This is a genomic window from Sinorhizobium glycinis, assembly GCF_001651865.1.
Lineage (GTDB): Bacteria > Pseudomonadota > Alphaproteobacteria > Rhizobiales > Rhizobiaceae > Sinorhizobium > Sinorhizobium glycinis.
On record NZ_LPUX01000067.1, the window covers coordinates 130,572 to 148,506 of the forward strand.

A 17,935-nucleotide genomic window follows, 5' to 3' on the forward strand; every position below is an offset into this window, starting at 1 on the left:
TGCAGATCGAAGGTATACGCCCCGGTGTAATCGCGCCGCTTGAATTCGCTGCATCGCAACATTATCTCCTGGGTACCGAAGCGATTTCACCTCCTCCCGAGCCGCTTCGGTTCGACGGACGGCTCTCCTCCTCCCAGGCTGTCGGTCACTATTGAAGCCCGGCGCATCCTCCCGCGCCGGGCTTTTTGTCGTTTTGGCAGGAACTCTATTCAGACTTTGCCATTTTTATCGATCAACGCCCGCAAGGAGGGAGAGGGGTCGTGGAAATCAGCGACAGTGACCGCGAGCTCATCGCGGTAATGAGACAGTTTTTTGCGGCGAAAGCCGAGTTGGAGAACTTGAAGGAACAATTGGAGGCGGCACGACAGGCAGCCGGCGAGGCAATCGCGGTGTTCTACGATCCCCGCCAAAACGCTAAGCACGCCGCCGACCTGCAACGCTCGCATCGCCTCAAGGGAGAGATGGCGTCGCTGATGCAGCGCGCCGAAGCATGGGGCAGGTCAGCATTGGCCGCTGACCGGAGCTATACTTCGGAGACGGAAGCGGAACCGGAAGAGTGGCAGTCGTTTGAGAGGCGAGCAGATGCATTCTTCGGCGCATAGTGCCGCTTAGACGATCAGCCGGGCCGCGCGTCCATTCTTTCGTTCCGCGTTGTTGTAATAGCTTGCCGCCTGGGTCACCGATTTGTGCAGCGACTGCTGCATTGCTTCGGGCAGCGGAATGCCGCGATTGGCGGCCTCGGTCAGATAGCCGGACCGAAGCCCATGTGCCGAAAACAGCGCCGGATCGAGACCGGCCTGTTTGCAGCGGCTTTTGACGATCAGGTTGACCGACTGCGGCGTCAGCGCCCGCCGGTCGACGTTGCCCCACTGGTCGATGCGCCGGAAAACGGGCCCGTCCTTGATTTGCGCCTCCGCCAGCCAGCGCTTCAAGGCGCTCACGGGGCGGCCGATCAAGAGCACATGTTCGTCGTCATCGCTTGTCGTCGTCTTGGTGCGGCCGAGGCTGATCGACAGGCAGGGCCGGGGAGGGGAGTTTTCGTCGGTGGGATCGGCCCGCACCGGCTCCTCGTCGGTGAGATCCTTGACACGCAGAGCCGCCACCTCCGAACGGCGCCGGCCGCCGGAAGCAAAGGCAGTCAGGAGCAGCGCGCGATCGCGCAGGTCCACCAGTCGCTCGCCGGCACAAGCCTGAAGCAGTTTCGTCAGGATATCGACGGTCACCGCCTTTTTGCTCTTGCGCTGTCGCGGCCGGTTACTTGCCCTGACCGCCAGCCTGAGCGCGCTCTTCAGCGATGGCGCACCGAAGGCGCCGGTAAGACCCCGCCAGCGCGTCAGGATCGACCAGGAGGTCAGGCGCCGTTGCACCGTGCCCGGCGCGTGTGGTCCGCCGGCCCTGAGCAGGCGCTCGGCGCGCAATCCCGCCTCGACTTCAGCCGGCATGCCGTGCGCCGGGTCCTCGGCGCGCTTGACCGAATCCCAGAGGTGATGGGCGACGAATTTCAACAGCAGCGATTCCGGCGCCGGCCAGGGGAGGGGGGAACCGGTGGCCAGCCGGCACCAGGCCTCGAGGTAGCCGAGATCGGAGGCGAGTGCCCGAAGCGTGTTCTCACCCATGCCTTCGCTTGCCAGATGTTTCAGGGTCGCGACGTCGTCGTCGGTCAGCAGCGCGGCGAGCTGGTCGCGCCGGTCGAACGGTAGGATGGCGTCAAGAGCGTCGAGCTGTTCGGCGCGGCGATGCACCGCTTGGCTGTCCGAACCCGCTACTCTATGTTTGTCGATCATGGATTCAGCATCCGACGCTCTTGTGGGCATTCCGGAAAATCCGTGTGTTGCGGAAAAGGGGAGCATTGAAATGGCGTCGACCGTGACCGCCGCGGCGGTTTCCAGGAGTTTCGCGGCCTATCAGAATGCCGCCGTGCGCGAGCCGGTGATCATCACTGAGAACGGTCGGCCGCGCACCGTGCTCCTCGCCTATGAGGACTATCTGCGGCTGTCGCGGCGCGGCCGTTGCGCCGAGGCGACGGCGAGCTTGAGCGACGATGACCTCGCCGCGGTCGAAAAGGGGGAAATGGAGCTGGGCCTCGATCATCTCAATGCCGAACGGCTGACGGACAAGCATGCTGCCGACTGAAATCTTCGGTGATCACGCTGCTTGCGGCGGCTGCCGGGTGCAACGGATGCGATCTCATGTCGGCTCGATGTCAGTGCGCGAGAAATCATCACCTTTATAGAGCAGCGGTTCGTTGCGCGTTTTGGCCAGCGCATAGGAGAAACAGTCCCCAAAGTTCAGACCTGCCGGATGTCGGCCCTTGCCATAGCTGCGCCAGGCTCGCCTTGCCACCGCGATCTGTTCCGCGTCGACTGCGACGATTTCGACTCCCGCCTTGTAAAGCCACAGATCGAGCTCCGCGGCACCTGCCTCGCCGAGGCGCGCCTCGATGACGATGGCGAGTTCAAGGACTGTGGCGGCGGAGATGAAGCGCCGTGGAGCGTCGACGACTTTTTGTTCGTAGGTTTCTGCTTCCGGCTCGTTGAATGCGATCGCGACGATGGCGGACGTGTCGATGACCATCAGCCGGGGAGCCCGTTTTCGTCATACCCCAAGATCTCGTCGGCGGAGCGGTTATCAAGCACCGGCAACTTCGCCCAGCGTCTGCGGCTGGCGGCAAGCTCCTCGAGAAGAACATCGCGATTTCCGGCGTTTGCGAGGCGCCGGAGCCGTTCCTCCAATGCCCGGCGGGTCGCCATGGTAATGGTTTCGCCGGTTTTCTCGGCCAGTGCTTTGGCAAGGCGTTCCGTCTCTAGATCTTTAATGCTGAGCGCCATTTCTGGTTCCTAGGTTCCTAATCACCTATATTCTACCTAGTCCCGGCGGCGGCGCAAGCGCCTGGACCTCGTATCTGGTCGAAAACCAAGCGCTCGAGCGCAAATGTGAGCCGGTCCGACTTTGGCTCCTCTGGCTGTGGTCTGGCGCGAGCATTTGCGACTCGAAAACCATCACTATCGATACCGAATACTATCGATAGTGAGCTTTCCGCGGAAAATGCGTTCGGGTAACGGAAAGATCATGGAAGTTAGCTTCCGTTATGTTAAATAATTGTGTCAATTCATATGGTTAATGGATTATGAAACCCGAACTGTCGGGGCGGCGCGATATATTCCCCTAGCCCGTCGCAAGCGGTAGCGCTCAAAGGTACGAGCGGATTGCCGGCGAGCGGGCACACTTGGCCAAATTGCCAGAACTGATCGTGTTCGTCATGGCATGGCCACTGGTCTGTCTGCCCCAAAGACCTTCGACGCCACCCCTCAGGCAGCCCGCCGGATTGCTTGGTAAGTTGGGGTAACGGGAGATGACGAGGAGGAGGAGACGCTGGCGCTTACTTGCGCGCTCTGTCGGCATTGCCCGCCTCAAAGGGCACTGACAACGGTTGTTTATTCTTTGTTTTCGAGATTTTTTCACGAAATCTGTAGATAGTTTGCCCGTTTTAGCCTATCGGTGTCTACGGCCTAATTTTGGAGTGACCCATGCTGCTGCAGTTTTCGGTAGAAAACTTCCTGAGCTTCCGCGGTGAAGCGAAGCTTTCAATGATGGCAAGCGCAGATGACCGCCACCCCCGACATATCTTGTCACCGGGCGATCAAAAACGACGCGTACTGCGATCAGCCGCGATTTACGGCGCCAATGGTCATGGAAAGACGAACCTCGTTCACGCGTTGGTCTTCATCCGAGATCTGATTATCCAGGGTTCAGAAGTCGATAAGCCGATCAGAGTACGAAGATTCAAAACGTCTGCAGGGGAGGATGATTTGCCTGCGACGTTCATATTCAACTTCCTGACAGGCGGGGTCGAATATGAGTACGGACTGAGGGTTCGCAGATCCCACATACAGGAGGAGTGGCTGTTCGCCTCGCCGAAGGGCCGGGAAGTTACGCTTTTTGAGCGGGTCACAGGGAAAGGCAAAGATGGTTTTTCAACCACTGTTGAGGCAGGCCCATCACTCGTAAAAAAATCGAAGTCTCGAAAACTTTCCGGTAAGGAGTACTTGGATTTTGTCGCATTCGGGACACGCCCGAACCAGCCATTCTTAACAGAAGCTATCCAACGAAATGTGGAGGCGCTTCGCCCGATTTATAATTGGTTCCGCAACGACCTTCAGATTATCAGCGCGGAAGGAGAATACGCAGCTCTGGAAATGAGAGCACACAAAGATTCTGATTTCGTTGGTAAGCTATCGACCGCGATCCGCAACGCCGGAATTGGCATCGACCACATCGAGACCGATGTCAGGACAATCGAAATCGATGACTTTCGTGACGTCCCCCCTGAGATGTTGAGGGAAATCTCCGATACATTGGAAACGGGGAGTATGGCGTTACTCGGTGCGCGAGACTCGAATCGAATCATGATCCGGAAGAACGATGATAATGAATTGGAAGTTATAGACCTCGTGTTCGTTCATAAGCGTGAAGATGGTTCAGAGGTTCGCTTCACGCAAGACGAAGAATCCGCCGGCACTCGTCGATTGCTCCACTTGATCCCCATGATCGCTGATCTGTCCCAGTCTGACAAAACCTTCGTAATTGATGAGATCGACCGAAAACTCCACCCGTTGCTCGCCTACAACTTGTTGTCAAATTTCCTTGGCGAGAGCGATTGCGGTCAGCTGGTTTTCACGACGCATAACACCCATCTGCTTGATCTCGATCTGCTGCGACGGGACGAAGTTTGGTTCGTGGAAAAGACCTCTGATGGAGACTCCCAGTTGTATTCGCTCGCAGACTTAAAAGTCCGCGCGGACGTCGAAATCAGAAAAGGCTATTTAAACGGACGCTTCGGTGCGATTCCATTCCTGGGCAGCACACAAGGATTGGGGTGGTAAGAACAAGTCGATGCCGGGATTAACAAGCAGAAAAAAACGACCGCTTGATCGGACGGTCGAAACGCTAAGGGACGCAAGACTGATAATTATCGCGACTGAAGGGAGCCTGACGGAGAAGATCTACTTTGAATCATTCCGGTTCACGAACGTCCAGGTTCGCGTCATCCCCTCTGAGAATGGGAAGTCCTCACCGCAGCACGTACTTGAAAATGCAAAGGTCTATAAAGAAACATTCGACTTAGGGGATGGTGATGAGCTCTGGTTGGTCATCGATGTTGATCGATGGCCTGCAGCTACGCTAAGTGAGGTCGCAGCAGTGACGACCGCCAAAAAAATCGGGTTGGCGGTCAGCAACCCGAGCTTTGAGTTATGGCTCGCCCTTCATCTCGATGTCGAGCTGCCGGAACCCGTCAGCAACGAGGGTCTCATCACTCACTTACGTTCGCAGTTGGGATCCTATAACAAGCACAAGTATGACTGTGGGGCAATTCTGAATGGTCTCGATAGGGCGATTGAACGCGCCAGCGGGCTAGACACATCTCCGCAGCACCGCTGGCCGCAAAGCGTTGGTAGCCGGTGCTACAAGATCATTCAGTCAATTAGAGCCGGCCGCATCGGGCCAGGGTCTGCATAATTTCGAAATGAAGCCACAGTAAGTGCCTGAAATTACGTCAGGACAGAGTGTTGGATCGATTAAGAGTCTCGCATCCACGGATCGTTTCCCTTCAAGGCGAGGGATGAATTTTGGCTCTGGGGCCGATTGCCGACAGTCGGTTTTCAGCGAGAAGCTTAGGATAGCTGTCGTTGAGACCGCATCGCGTTATGTGGTGTTGACATTTTTGATGGCCTGCACCGAGCTTCTCTTCTAGTCTTCTGAGGCGGGGAGGAATCATGGCCGTTTCACTGTCGGAGGCTACAAACAGACTGCTCTCGGGTGAACCCCTCAGCTGGAAGAGCTTCGGGGAGATCAAGGCCGGCCAGATTCAGTTGTCCACGCCTGCCGCAAGGCGCCTTTTTCATTTTCTCCTGTCTTCCGACAAAGCCAAGGTTGCGACGGGCAGCGAAGATTTGTTTGAGGGCCTTATTGCTGCTTGGAATAACTCATCGTTCGATCCTGCTTCGCAGCAGTCTTCTGCCACACCGGCTGAGGGCAGAGCACGCTGGCGACTTGCAAGGGTGGAGGCCGGAGGCTTCGGGGGCCTGAACCTTCTGGATGGCCCTCCGTTCATGCTGGAGGCAAACAGGGAAAACTGGTGCCTCGAAGGCCAGAACGGTTCCGGCAAAACATCGATCGCCAGTGCGATAATCTGGGCGCTGACGGGCTATCGCTGTCGCGACCAGGATGGTCTTGTTAAGGATGACGGGCGGCGTATGCCCGTTTTCAACGACTCGGGCGTGCAGATAGGCGACTGGCCTCCGACGGTCGCCTTTCCTCCCAATGCGCTGAAACTGGCCGGTACAGCTGAGGCGTGGGTCCGACTTTCATTTCAGGATGATGACGGTAACACAGCTGAAGCGTTCCGGCGGCTAATTGCGGCCCCGGTGGGCGAACCGCAGTTTGAAAGCGGGATCGACCCCGCCCTCAGGACAGCGCCGCATCTCATCGAAACCGGATTGCTGATGCCGGCGCGTCTTGCGCGGATAGGTTTCGGCGAGAAGAGCCATTCGATATATGAAGCCGTCAAGCTACTCACAGGCCTGGACCAGCTCGCCGATATCGGCGAAGGCGCGGCCGCTTTTTCTCACAAAGCCAAGCGGTTTCTCAAATACGGTTCCGACAAGGGTATTCAGGGTATTGAAACGAAACTGGAGACGGCGCTCGACCGTGCGACGGAGGAAGCGCGTAAGGCTGGTTTCGTACTGACGATTGCCGATGACCGTGAGAAGAGGACTTATGCGCAGGAGCTTCGCGATCTCGCGGATGGTGCTGCTGCCCTCGCGGCAACACACTCGCGCGCGCTCCAGGCGGAGGTCGCTGCGGGCATAGACACGGCGAACCCGGATCATCGCGCCCGGATTAGGAACGCGGTCAGCGGCGCGCGCGGCGTCCTGCAACAGAATGTGAAAGGCATCCCTCTCTTCGAAGCGTGGGCCGCCCTGAAGGCCGCGCATGCCGATTCCCTCTTCGACGCGCTCTCGCCGATATTGACGAGGGCACGATCGCAAATCGGGCAGGCTATCGCGTGGGACAAACGGCAAGCTGAAGATGCGCGTCTTCGTCTGAAAGCATTGGCGGCCCAGTATTTCGCACCTGCAGGCCACGAGCATGAAGATGCCGAGTGCCCATTGTGCAAAGGCAAGCTCTCGCTTCCCGATCAAAAGGCCTTGGCGGCCGAACTTGATGACCTGAAAGCGGCAGCCGACGCGGCGCAGCGCAAACTCTCTGACGCATGCGCGGCGATAGAAAAAGATGTCAGGGACGCGATCCCCGCGGCACTTGTACCGCACTTCGCATCGCTCGCGGACATGCAGCCCCGCACGGCCTTTGAAAGCGCCATGAGGGAAAGGTTTGTGGAGGAAGCGCCCTTCTCCACGGTCCTGACGGGGATGGCGGATTTCGCTGCAAACACGGCCGCCGGGCTCTCGGAAAAATTGCCCGCTTTCAACCACGTGAACCACGCCGTTTCCGGCGACGTCCCTGTCGCGGCACAGAGTCTCCTCGTATATCTGTCCCGGGCTGAGCGCGTGTCGGCTCTGGTCGAATGGTGGGCTGTGGAACGGCCGTCGTTCGTGGATGCGTGGAGCGCGCTCAAAGGCATTGCCGACGAAAACAGCCTGTTTCCGGCGTCCAGTCTGGAAGGCCGGCTCGCTTCACTGGAAGAAGCCCTTGAGAAGGTTTCCCCACTCGACGATCTGGCGAAGGCGCTCCGCGACGCGGCGAAGCACGCCGAGGACTGGCTTATGATCCAGACCGGTCAGCGCACCCGGGAAGCGATCGCTGAGGCCCTTGAACCTCTTAAAGACCTGCGCGGCCTCGTCACAGCGGAAACCGCCAGTTCCATCTCGGCGTTGTCAGGCCGCATGAAGTCGGTGCTTGACCGTATTCAATTCAGGGAGCGTCTTTCGTTCGAGGATGCCGCGCTTGGCAAGAAATCGGTTCAGGTTTTAGGGAGCTTTGACCATGGCATCCGAATCGATGCCTCCACCGTTGCCAATAGTTCCTGGCTTCGTGCCATTCTCTGGGCTTTCACTTTGGCCATGCGCGAGCAGACCATTGAAGCACTCGGCAAAAATCCATTTCCCCTGATGCTTCTCGACGATCCCCAGGTGACGTTCGATCCGCGCAACAAAAGGAAATGGGCTCAGGAGCTGGCGCGAATTGCGAATGCGGATGCGGCTACGATCGAAGCGGCGCAGCTGGTTCTCATCACCCATGAGCGGCAGTTCTTCCAGCTTCTCGTCAATATCGAGAATCTTTCCGGACAGCAAGGTTTGCTTGCCCGCCTGAATGCCAGCAGCAAGGTCGCAACGGTCGTCAATGGTCATGCCCTGGCGGCCGCATATGCGGAAGCACAAAAGTCCTCTGACGACAGGCTCGCTTACGAATATATCGCTGATGTCCGTAGGTACTGCGAAGACCTGCTGAAGATCATGTTACGCGCGGAAGAGCCTACGGTATGCGACATGACGATCGGCGATCTCGCGAAGCTCCTGAAAGAACGGCGCGATGCAAGCGTAGCGCCGTTCAGCCATGTGGCGTTCGACAAGCTCTACAAGACGCTATCGGGCGGCGGCGGCAAGCAGATGAAGATCATCAATGAATCGCACCATGTTTTCGATGGCACGATCGGGCTGGCCGAAGCGGGCGACGTAAAGATATTCTGGGAGACGACTCTTCAGAGCCAGATTCATACGGGCTTCAAGGTGTACGCTGAGTATGAAGCTTACGCAGGGGAGCCGCGCCTGTTTCCCTGGATGGACAATGTCGTTTCCTTCCCCAACGGAAATGCAGCGGATCTCAGGAAACTGAAACTTGTGCATACGGGCATAGCCGCTGCCGCGCGCACAGACGGCCGCGCCGGCGATGGACTGATCGCGATGGAAGACCTCGCTCAAACCGTCGACATCACGCTCCACAACCATGATGCTTATCAGCTGGCGGCGGGCACGCTCGATCCGGTCGCGGGGGTTGGCGACGTGATCATCACGAGCAACTACGCGAAGATCAATGAGCGCAATCTGGTTACGGCTGCATTCGGCGACAAGCTTCTTGCCCGGCGTTACAACGAAACGGATGCTCACCCTAATATCGCGGTCCTTACCGGCCAGAGCGTTGACCCTTACGTGCTGGCGCAGCCCATCATCGCGCCGCGCGAGAGGCTTTCCTGCCGCAAGATTGTAGGGACGCTGTTTGCAGGACGAGAGCTCCCTGTGCCGCCTGTTAACGCGAATGCCGAATTTATCGCCCTTTCCAACTTTGGCATCATCGCGAAGCTGCTGGAGAAAGCCAGGCTTTTCGCAGTGAGCGGCCGCAGCGCAGAGCCGATTGCTCTTGACGGACAGTACTTGATAGCCCGCGACGCGCTGACGACGCCTGAAGCCTTTAGCCGTCTCGACGGACGTCCCGTTGTCGCCGTTGATGAATCGGGGGCGCGCTATTTCAAGCGCATGCGGCAGCTAGGCATGATTATCGTGCTGGAAAGCCTCAACCCAGATGGCATATCGCCAAGCGTGCTGTTGAGCCCATCCGGCGGAGACGGATTGCCACGTCTGACGCAAATCCTAGAAGTTGTCGGCGTACTTTTCGAACAGCCTGCTTAGATTCTTGCAGTGATTGAGGTCCCGCATCTCTCCCTAGCTTTGATGTGCCGTCGAGTATCTCGGCTGCGAGAGGACACGGATTTCGCGCAATCGAATTTGGAGTTGCTCTACGCCGATGACTGCTTCTGTCAGCGGTACAAATACGCCTGAATGACTGACATGAGGGCGCAATGCTGTCGTTTGCAGACCTAAGCGTGGACGCGTCTTACGGGCCGGACAGAACTGTGCTTCCAGAGCCCTGCAAGCCTTGTTGCTGTGATGTTCACCCTTTGGGCCACGAAGATCGCATAATGTATCGACCGGAACTTTACCCGGTGGCGACGGCGCTCTTAGACAGCCGCGATGAGACCCTCGTGATTTTTTCGCCGACCCACTCGAAAGATCGGTCAAACGCTGCTGATCCAGACCCACATGGCGATGAGATGGCGATGATCTCCCGATGGGAGATCGGCGTGATTGCGGCTTGGCCGCCCAGACTGGCATCAAACAGGCCTGGTTTTGCCCTTCGCGCTGTCGGAAAATTTGGGTGGTCGGCAAAGGCGCGGCGATGGCCCGGCTCGCCGGCATGAACCGGCCGAATAGAAATGGGAGCAGGTCTGGCCTGGTGAGGAGCTGCGCTAGGCGGCTTCTCTCATTTCAGCGATCTTCTGAAACTCAGTCAGAATTTCAGGAAAGCGTTGTGCGAGATAGCGGACCGCGCGTGCGTTGGCGAGCAGTCGTGCGACATATCCGATCGCCAGTACGAGGTCCAGGTGATCGGAGCCATAGTCCTGCTCGATCGTTTTGAACTCGCGGTCCAGATTCGCAGCTTCTGTCTCCATCATTGACATTTGCTCTCGACTTAAGAGCCGAACGGCTTTTTTCGGCCTTACGAGCATCGACTCGGGGGTCGCTGCGACTAGAGAGCGGGCGTAAGGTACGGAAAACTTGTTCATTGCCGACATCAACTGCGCAACCTCGATCTGGCGCATCGGCTTCATCCGCTTGAGCTGTTCAATCGTATTGATCGGTACGTGCTTGTCCTTCAAGATCTCAACCGCCTCGGGACAAATTCCATCCAGCAAAGCCCTCTTTTGCCGTATGCTTGAGATGTTCAGATTTAGGGCGCGCGCCAGGCGTTCCTCGGGAACGCCCTTTTCGATCGCCTTCAAGATCATCTTGTGCTCCTGGATCGTTGCCAATCGGCTGACCCGGCAGTTGTAGGTAAAGGCCTCGTCCTCGGTCGCTACCAAGCACACCACCTCCGTTTCGCCGAGCTTCGTTAGTACGTCGAGCCTAATGTGCCCGTCGAGCAGATGAAATAGCATTGGCTCCTTCCCATCGCGAATAACGACCAGCGGTTCAATAATACCCACCTCGGCAATGGAAGAAGCTATTTGAGCGTACTTAACGGATTTAAGTACGGTGCTGGGAAGTTGCTTTAGCGGCAATATCTCAGCGATGGGTATTCTCATGCTAGTCGCCTCAAAAGACAACGCGACAGCACCTCGCCGTTCAGGCTCCTCCATCATGCAGCCCCTTTCCATTGAGCCGTGACGCTAAAGCGTCGGGGATACTTACAAGGCTCTCTTCCGACAATATGGTGCGAAACTCTGGATCATTCAGGAGCTTGCGCATGGCCTCAGTCACGAACGTCAGCCTTGCTTTTGCGGCCTCTGCCCGCCTTATCAGAATTCGCTTGCGGTCCGCGTCATCTTCAAATGCTCTCAAGAGAGCTTCGGAAGACATAACTCGGGTCCGCGGCACAATCCGGTAATTCAAGGCCTTCCCCTTGTTGCGCCGCATCTCTACGATGCGTTTGGCGGCCATTAGCTTCTTGCCGCGCAACAGGTTTTTTTCGTACGCACTCTGGAGCGCCGATTGAAGGTCCTGATCGTCCGACTCGGCGATCTCAAGCGCGACGCTGAAAGGGATTTGTCCGGTCTCTACGGCTCTCAACAGCCGTTCTTCGCCTTTTTCCAAAAGACGTGCTACCGCGTGGACGTATTCTGCGGAAAGTCCGGTCATCCGGGAAATTTCGGAGACGTTGTGGCCACGTTCTTTCATGCCCCGGATGTCCTGGAGCAGGTCCAAGGCGCGAGGTCTTCTTCTTGCGCAGTTCTCAACGAGACTCGCGATCAGGGCGTCATCTGGGCCGGCGGTTACGATCAGCGCTGGAACTTCTCGCTGTCCAAGAGCGATGAACGCTTCCAGGCGGCCTTGGCCGCACACGAGCTCGTAAGACGCTTCGGTCTCGTCCGGGCGTCGCGTTACCGTAATCGGCCGCTTGAGACCAATCTGGTCAATGTTAGCAATAATCTCCTTGAACTGCTTCTCGTTCCGAAATCGTGGATTGACGACGGTTATTCGGTCGATCGGAATCATTTCAATTTTCTGAGCGGGAACCGCGACCATCAGACGACCTCCAGAATGTGCGTGCCGCCATCGCGTAAAGGCGTGACAGGGTTTCGCAGCGGTAGGAATCAAGCGAAAAGTCATTGATGCCCCAGAACTTCAAAACTGGGCCGTGAACGTCGATTGAGGGTAGCAGGTAATAGTCCTGGGGACAGGCATTCTCTGGGCGCATCCGCACGACAATGAGCAGATCAGGCCTGACCGATTTGTTCAATCTCACCGTCCACCGCAACTTCCCGGCCGCAGTACGCATGCATCTCGCAATAAGAACCGATGCTGTAAACTCACCGTTAACGACAATCAGATCCCGGTTCGTGCGCACCGAAACGGAGCCGCCAGCAGCCTCTATTCCTGAGAGAACATCGGTCAGCACGCGAGAACGGAGATCACTAAGCGCCCGTCGGAATTCAAGATAGGCGTAGTCGCGATCGCTTACATATCCCACTAAGGCGTAGGCTCGACGAAGACTGCCGAAGCGCCTTTCATATCGGCGGCTTGGGCAGTCTCCGGTCGCATCAAGCAGTCCTCTGGACAAGTAGCCATTGCGTTCAAAGAGTGCCGACAACTTCTGCAGCATGGTTTCGTCGGATACGCGCGCGGTTCGTGCGGCGAGGATGGCGCGCGCTTGGTCGAAGATTTCTTGGTCGATGATCGCTTCAAAGGCTCTGGCCGCTCGGATCCAGTTGGACCTTGGGTTCCTTACGTAGGCCTGTTTCAGCTTGCGTGAGGTGCGTCCCCACACGTTGTCGCCAACATATTTGTCGTTGACGAGTATCTGTCGTACAGCGGCTCTAGTCCAGCGGCGCTCGAGATCGGTGACCAACCCGCGTCCGTTCAGCACCTCAGCGATTTCGACTTCGCTGCGGCGCTCTCGAACAAAGAGGTGATAGATCTCTTGAACGACGGCAATTTCTTCCGCGGGGCCTGGCACGAGGATAACTCGGTCAGTGGCGATGCTCTTTTGCTCTCGGCGTGCGAGTTCACATTTGGGCTTTCCCGTCTGGTCAACTAAAAGCCGTCTCAGCCCGTAGCCTGCCGGCCCACCTTGATGGAAGCCAAGGCGGACCAAATTGACCTGTCCGGCGAAAACCTTCGTGGAGAGCTCGCGGCTGTATTCTCCCGCCATGGCTCTCTTCACTGTTTTGAGGATAGTGGAGCCGATCGTGCCATCGTTGCTGAATTGTTCAGCGCAATAGTGGACGTGGGTTCCGCGGCGTTTGCACCGCAGCTCTATTTCGGCGGCCTCGTCCGGATCCTGAAACCGTCCTAAGCGGCTGACGTCGTAAACGAGGATGGTCCGGAAGCTGGCCAAGCCATTCTCGACGTCTTGAAGCAAGTTTTGCAAAGCATCTCTTCCTGCGAGCGAGAGGCCGCTTTTGCCGTCGTCAGCATACGTTCGCACAATTTCGAAGTTATACCGTTCAGCGTAGTGCCGGATCGTGGCGAGCTGGTTGTCGGTCGAGAACTGCTGATGGTCGGTAGACATCCGAACATAAGCCGCTGCTGGAATAGCGATTTCTTTCCGCGGTAAAGCTGCGCACTCGCCTTGCGTCCACTCGATAGCCATGACGTGCCAACGTTCAGCATTGGGCTCGGGCAGGTGGGAGTATAGACCGAGGAGGCGGGAAAAATGGTTCAGAATATGGGCACAATTGTTCCGGCTCATGCGAATAGTCGCGACATGTATATCGTTGCGATTGCCGCTGCCCTCAAAGAGGAGCTTGGCGGCGGCGCAAGGGCGATCAAAACGATCATGCGGTGGACAGGAGCGAGCGGGCGAACAGCCCGGCACTGGCTTGCGGGCGACCGCGGCCCGGAAGGTTGGCATCTAGTCCTGCTCGCTCGTCATTCAGACCAGGTGATGCGCGCCGTCCTGAAGATGGCGGAGCGCGACTTACTGTCGGTGTCGATTGAATTGACTACGGCTGAAGTGGCCCTCGCTCGTGCAACAGCGATAATTAAAGCGCTGCACGTCGACCCGCGCGGTTCTTAATGGGAGGTGGGCGGAATGGTCGGCGCTCCGGACTGGGGGCTTGAAAGCTGGCGCGTCTAAGAATACGGGTAGCGATATGAGAAAGCTTAGTATCACCCCTTGGTTGTTTCTTCCACTGCTGCTGGCGGTATCGTCTTGCAACGAGATTCACTCGGCTCCGGCTGCTAAACCCACTGCTGCAAGAGGAAGGGCACCGGTAACCCAGGTGCGGACGGCGCCGGCGCCTCGACAATGCACGACTCCAGCTCAGGTTTGCTCGTACGGCACTGGACCGGCCGGAGAGCCGTGCTCATGTTGGGCCACGGACGGTTCCCCCGATGTGGGGATTACCACCATCGACAAGCCGGATTCTGCACGGAGCGGCTCCGACAAAGGCTAAAGGGTGTCAGAGCTACGCGGGGCAGAGACTACGACGGTTAGATCGCGTGTTTTCCGCCCGCAAGTACGCAAGCTCGAAGGGCGGCAATGTGCGAAACTCATCTTGAGAAGCAAGAGAGATGAACGCGACGAGCGAATAGCCGCCGCTCACCTTGAAACACGATCGGATGAACCGCTGCATTTGACGCGGAGGGTTGGAAGCAGGCGTTGGAATAATCGAGGCGATCGATGATGAGGCTGCGGTGCTCGATGCTTTCACGCCTTCCTGACCGTGCTGTGGGTCGATGCCTTCTTAGCGAATCCGGCCAAAGCCGCAGTCTCGATGCTGGCATAAACGCCGCCCCTGAATAGGCGGCCATAGGCACTGAAGCGGCCTCCACCCTCGGCGGCGCCGCGCCGACTTTGAGGCCGCGCTTCGCCATCTTCGCGCCGGAGAGACGCTTGCCCACCTCGATGTCCGCGAGGCGGAAATCGCCGCCGTAAAGCCGGCTCGAGGGCAGAATTTACAAGTCTCCCGCAACCAACCTACTAGACTTAGTCTCGTGGATGCAGGAGGGATTTGCAGTCGGCTTGCCGCTGTCCCGTGGACAATCGCCGAACCTTCACAGTGCTGGCGACGAGCTGAACGCGCAGAAAGCGCCAACTTGCGCCAGAGTGATGGTGAACCCGAGCGACCGCGTGGGTCGGACCCTGCCCTTGTGAAACGCCAAGACTGTCGCTTTTCTAACCTGCTGGATGCAGCGCCTCTCTAAATCGCTTTGACGTAGCACGCAGGAAGCGTTTGCATGCCGCAGCCGAGCGGCAACGCGAGCACGAACCCTACTTAGCAGGGTTCGTATTCCAGATATCCCGATGCAGTCGCCATTCGCCGTCGTCGCCCTTCTTCCATACGACAATGTATTTGCCGATTTCCTCGCTGGTCTTGCCGTCCTTGCCGGGAATCTTGATAGAGTAGGTGCCCTCCTCATACGCGAGATTGCCACTCTCCTCGACCTGCGCCGCTTTCAGTGTCAGATCGGTCAATCCGGCATCAATCCAGCTCTGCCACATCTTCTGAACGCTTTCGCGGCCGGCGACCCGGTTCTCGTTGGGAGGAAACGCTACTGCGTCTTCGGTATAGTGTTGAGCCAGGCCTTTCGCATCCTTAGCGGCAAACTTGTCGACGAAGTCGGCATTGTTCGCCTCTATGCTCGCTTGGGCTGTCTGGGCACCGGCAGGTTCACCAGCGCCGATAACGAGTGCGATGAAACAAAAAGACGCTAGAAAGTAGCGCATCGAAATCCTCCCCTGGGCGATTCCGGCACTTGTTCTTGGCCGATGGGTACAACTTTATACCGGCGGCCTCGTGAGAGCAAACAACGCTGCGCGGTTAGGTCCTAAAGTTGCTGGAGATTCAGGGGGGTGCACCCTTTGCTGGGGGATCAGAGCCCATGCCAGTTGGATCCGGACGACGAATGGAACAAAAGCAGGCTTGGCGCCATGTGGCTGGTCACCTTCAGGGTGTTGGCCTCAAGATTGGTGTCGGGACCTTCTTGACCGTGCGTACCCGGTAGCCGATCGCACCGGCGATCAGCAGCCTGATCGCGGCTCAACGACCACTCTACTGGCTAAAATCCAACGCTTGGTACCGGCGTCGTAGGCCGCTCTGGATGGACAGCGGAAGTACGGCCTCCCTCCGGCGTAGGTCTGGTCCCGCCAAGAGCGGTCCTTCAAATGCCACCGCTCAACATTTTGGCGTTACTGATTTAGCTAGTTGGTCAGGCGTTCCACCGGTGAGCGCCTTCCGCTAAGCCGGACGCGCTGCCACATCTGCAAAGCGGCGAGCTCGTCCGAGTTGCGCCCAACTGGTATGTGGACGCAGGTCCGATCTCCATCTACTACGCGGGCAGGAACTGCGGCCATCCAAGAAACGGGCCCTCGTGGACATCTTCGTCGAGGTCTTCCAGCGCGAGAGATGGCCCGAGTGCTTCGCGGGAAGCCTTCGGATAGCGGCGTGCGTCTTCTCGGTGAGCGCAGCGGACAGAACCGAAACACACATGCCGGCGATCGCTCTTTTTCGTGTGATCGTAGGGATGGCCGTGTCATGCCGCGATCGAGAAGCTGACATATCGCGCGTGCAAATGCGATGTCGCGCTGTCTGTGGCTATTTACGAAGGTGGCGACCTGTCGTTCAGCAGTTGAGAGATTGCCGTCACCAACTGTGCCATTGCGAACGGCTTTTCCAGCATGATGCTGTTCGGGACGCCTTTTGAGGCCCAATCGGGAGCGCTGTCCCCGCTGATATATACGACCGCTGTCTCCGGATCGATCTCCCGCGCGACACGTGCGACATCCCAACCATCCGGCGGCTCGCGGAAGCGGATGTCGGTGACCACGCCATGCATGCATGGTTCCGCGGCATTCAGATGCTTTATCGCCTTTATCCCGCTTGTCACCGCTACTACGCCAAATCCTGCGTCGGTAAGCGCCTGTTCGAACTCTGTCAGCAATAGACCTTCATCTTCGGCTAGCAGTATGGTCACCGGTTCCACTTGGTATGCCCCCCAACAACTCCGTGGCAGGTTCTTGAAACGCGGGCCAGGGCATTCTGTTCCGTCCTATTTTGAGGCGATGGACCCGCACGCTTGCGAGTTGGGAATTAGCTTGCTTTACCGGCAAAACGGCAACGGCGACAACAGAGCGCCTTGGCGCTCTGAAGCAACCGAATCGACAGCCCGTTGAAGGACATTTGTGATACCAGGCTCGGCTGCGGAGCGATTGTCCGCCGCCTGAAGCCTTTCCAATACTCGCGGGGGCGATGTAAAATTGGCGGGCATTCTCCCGTATCCCTTGGGATTGCCGGGAGAACTGCTCGTCGCCCGCTCCCGCGGGGGCGAGGCTTGGCAGGGCCGCAGCATGATGGCGATGGATCAGACTCGAGAACCCACCCGACGCGACTTTCTCTATCTGGTGACAACCATGGCAGGGGTGGTGGGCGTCGGCGCCGCGTCCTGGCCGTTCATCGACCAGATGAATCCTGACGCGTCTACGCTTGCGATGGCCTCCATCGAGGTTGACGTATCCTCGCTCGTCGAGGGCATGTCACTGACCGTTAAATGGCGCGGTCGCCCGGTTTTCATTCGCAACCGCACCCAGCAGGAGATCGAGGCGGCCAAGGCGACTGCACTTGATGATCTCAAGGATCCTGTGGCCCGGAATGCCAACCTTGCCGATGACCAATCCGCGACCGATCTTGCTCGCTCTGCCGGGGAGGGGAAGGAGAACTGGATCGTGATGATCGGGGTCTGCACGCATCTCGGCTGCGTGCCGCTCGGGCAGGCGGGCGACTTTGGCGGCTGGTTCTGCCCTTGCCACGGATCGCACTACGATACCGCCGGTCGCGTCCGGAAGGGACCCGCACCGGAGAACCTTGCGATCCCCCCCTTCGAATTCATCTCCGAATCAGTTGTTCTCATCGGATAAGCGCCGCACAAGTACAACACTCACGACCACTCGCTCCACACAGCGAGGCGCTTGTTCCTCGATT

Annotated in this window: 15 protein-coding genes and 2 pseudogenes; 8 read left to right on the forward strand and 9 right to left on the reverse strand. The window is 58.0% G+C overall.

Annotated features, from left to right (window positions below; genetic code table 11):
• Positions 1 to 260 precede the first annotated feature (260 nt).
• Positions 261 to 602: a hypothetical protein gene (locus tag AU381_RS25540; RefSeq protein ID WP_064244550.1), complete on the forward strand. Its 342-nt coding sequence runs from the start codon at positions 261 to 263 to the stop codon at positions 600 to 602.
• Between the two features lie 6 nt (positions 603 to 608).
• Here AU381_RS25540 and AU381_RS25545 read toward each other — a convergent pair whose 3' ends face one another.
• Positions 609 to 1,784, reverse strand: a complete 1,176-nt coding sequence (locus AU381_RS25545; RefSeq protein ID WP_064244397.1) for a site-specific integrase — start codon at positions 1,782 to 1,784, stop codon at positions 609 to 611.
• A gap of 70 nt (positions 1,785 to 1,854) precedes the next feature.
• Between AU381_RS25545 and AU381_RS25550 the strand changes: the two genes are divergently transcribed.
• The gene (locus AU381_RS25550) at positions 1,855 to 2,133 is read left to right on the forward strand and encodes a type II toxin-antitoxin system prevent-host-death family antitoxin (protein ID WP_064244398.1); all 279 of its coding nucleotides are present in this window, start codon (positions 1,855 to 1,857) and stop codon (positions 2,131 to 2,133) included.
• A 54-nt stretch (positions 2,134 to 2,187) separates the two neighbouring features.
• Here AU381_RS25550 and AU381_RS25555 read toward each other — a convergent pair whose 3' ends face one another.
• Together AU381_RS25555 and AU381_RS25560 are read right to left on the reverse strand one after the other, a co-directional pair.
• Entirely contained in the window at positions 2,188 to 2,574 is a 387-nt protein-coding gene (locus AU381_RS25555) for a type II toxin-antitoxin system VapC family toxin (RefSeq protein ID WP_064244399.1), read from the reverse strand.
• Positions 2,574 to 2,828 (reverse strand): type II toxin-antitoxin system VapB family antitoxin, encoded by a 255-nt coding sequence (locus AU381_RS25560; RefSeq protein ID WP_064244400.1) that lies wholly within the window; start codon positions 2,826 to 2,828, stop codon positions 2,574 to 2,576. Before AU381_RS25560 ends, AU381_RS25555 begins: the two co-directional genes overlap by 1 nt.
• Positions 2,829 to 3,527: 699 nt before the next feature.
• Here AU381_RS25560 and AU381_RS25565 point away from each other — a divergent pair.
• The 3 genes from AU381_RS25565 (at position 3,528) to AU381_RS25575 (ending at position 9,644) form a co-directional block, all read left to right on the forward strand.
• Positions 3,528 to 4,883, forward strand: a complete 1,356-nt coding sequence (locus AU381_RS25565; protein WP_064244401.1) for an AAA family ATPase — start codon at positions 3,528 to 3,530, stop codon at positions 4,881 to 4,883.
• A 10-nt stretch (positions 4,884 to 4,893) separates the two neighbouring features.
• Positions 4,894 to 5,517 carry an RloB family protein gene (locus AU381_RS25570; protein ID WP_064244402.1) on the forward strand — a complete coding sequence of 208 codons (624 nt, stop codon included), beginning with the start codon at positions 4,894 to 4,896 and terminating at the stop codon, positions 5,515 to 5,517.
• A 257-nt stretch (positions 5,518 to 5,774) separates the two neighbouring features.
• Positions 5,775 to 9,644 (forward strand): ATP-binding protein, encoded by a 3,870-nt coding sequence (locus AU381_RS25575; protein WP_064244403.1) that lies wholly within the window; start codon positions 5,775 to 5,777, stop codon positions 9,642 to 9,644.
• 617 nt (positions 9,645 to 10,261) lie between these two features.
• Here the strand turns inward: AU381_RS25575 and AU381_RS25580 are convergent.
• The 3 genes from AU381_RS25580 to AU381_RS25590 are packed head-to-tail and all read right to left on the reverse strand — an operon-like array spanning position 10,262 to position 13,605.
• A complete protein-coding gene (locus AU381_RS25580) occupies positions 10,262 to 11,098 on the reverse strand; it encodes a plasmid partitioning protein RepB C-terminal domain-containing protein (RefSeq protein WP_244520139.1) in 837 nt (278 codons plus the stop codon).
• A 40-nt stretch (positions 11,099 to 11,138) separates the two neighbouring features.
• The gene (locus tag AU381_RS25585) at positions 11,139 to 12,038 is read right to left on the reverse strand and encodes a plasmid partitioning protein RepB C-terminal domain-containing protein (protein ID WP_064244404.1); all 900 of its coding nucleotides are present in this window, start codon (positions 12,036 to 12,038) and stop codon (positions 11,139 to 11,141) included.
• Positions 12,010 to 13,605 (reverse strand): recombinase family protein, encoded by a 1,596-nt coding sequence (locus AU381_RS25590; protein WP_064244405.1) that lies wholly within the window; start codon positions 13,603 to 13,605, stop codon positions 12,010 to 12,012. Before AU381_RS25590 ends, AU381_RS25585 begins: the two co-directional genes overlap by 29 nt.
• A 63-nt stretch (positions 13,606 to 13,668) precedes the next feature.
• Here AU381_RS25590 and AU381_RS25595 point away from each other — a divergent pair, with 63 nt between their 5' ends.
• Positions 13,669 to 14,031 carry a hypothetical protein gene (locus AU381_RS25595; RefSeq protein WP_064244406.1) on the forward strand — a complete coding sequence of 121 codons (363 nt, stop codon included), beginning with the start codon at positions 13,669 to 13,671 and terminating at the stop codon, positions 14,029 to 14,031.
• Between the two features lie 572 nt (positions 14,032 to 14,603).
• On the opposite strand, the pseudogene AU381_RS30905 reads toward AU381_RS25595, so the two are convergent.
• Both AU381_RS30905 and AU381_RS25600 read right to left on the reverse strand, forming a co-directional pair.
• A pseudogene (locus AU381_RS30905) lies at positions 14,604 to 14,790 on the reverse strand (trehalose-6-phosphate synthase); the annotation flags it as partial.
• A 438-nt stretch (positions 14,791 to 15,228) separates the two neighbouring features.
• The gene (locus AU381_RS25600) at positions 15,229 to 15,684 is read right to left on the reverse strand and encodes a YybH family protein (RefSeq protein WP_082910363.1); all 456 of its coding nucleotides are present in this window, start codon (positions 15,682 to 15,684) and stop codon (positions 15,229 to 15,231) included.
• A gap of 510 nt (positions 15,685 to 16,194) precedes the next feature.
• Here AU381_RS25600 and AU381_RS30910 point away from each other — a divergent pair.
• Positions 16,195 to 16,391: pseudogene (locus AU381_RS30910) on the forward strand (LysR family transcriptional regulator); the annotation flags it as partial.
• A gap of 165 nt (positions 16,392 to 16,556) precedes the next feature.
• Here the strand turns inward: AU381_RS30910 and AU381_RS25605 are convergent.
• Entirely contained in the window at positions 16,557 to 16,940 is a 384-nt protein-coding gene (locus AU381_RS25605) for a response regulator (RefSeq protein ID WP_064244407.1), read from the reverse strand.
• Positions 16,941 to 17,307: 367 nt separating this feature from the next.
• Between AU381_RS25605 and petA the strand changes: the two genes are divergently transcribed.
• Entirely contained in the window at positions 17,308 to 17,871 is a 564-nt protein-coding gene (gene petA / locus AU381_RS25610; protein WP_064244553.1) for a ubiquinol-cytochrome c reductase iron-sulfur subunit, read from the forward strand.
• The last annotated feature ends 64 nt before the right edge of the window (positions 17,872 to 17,935 follow it).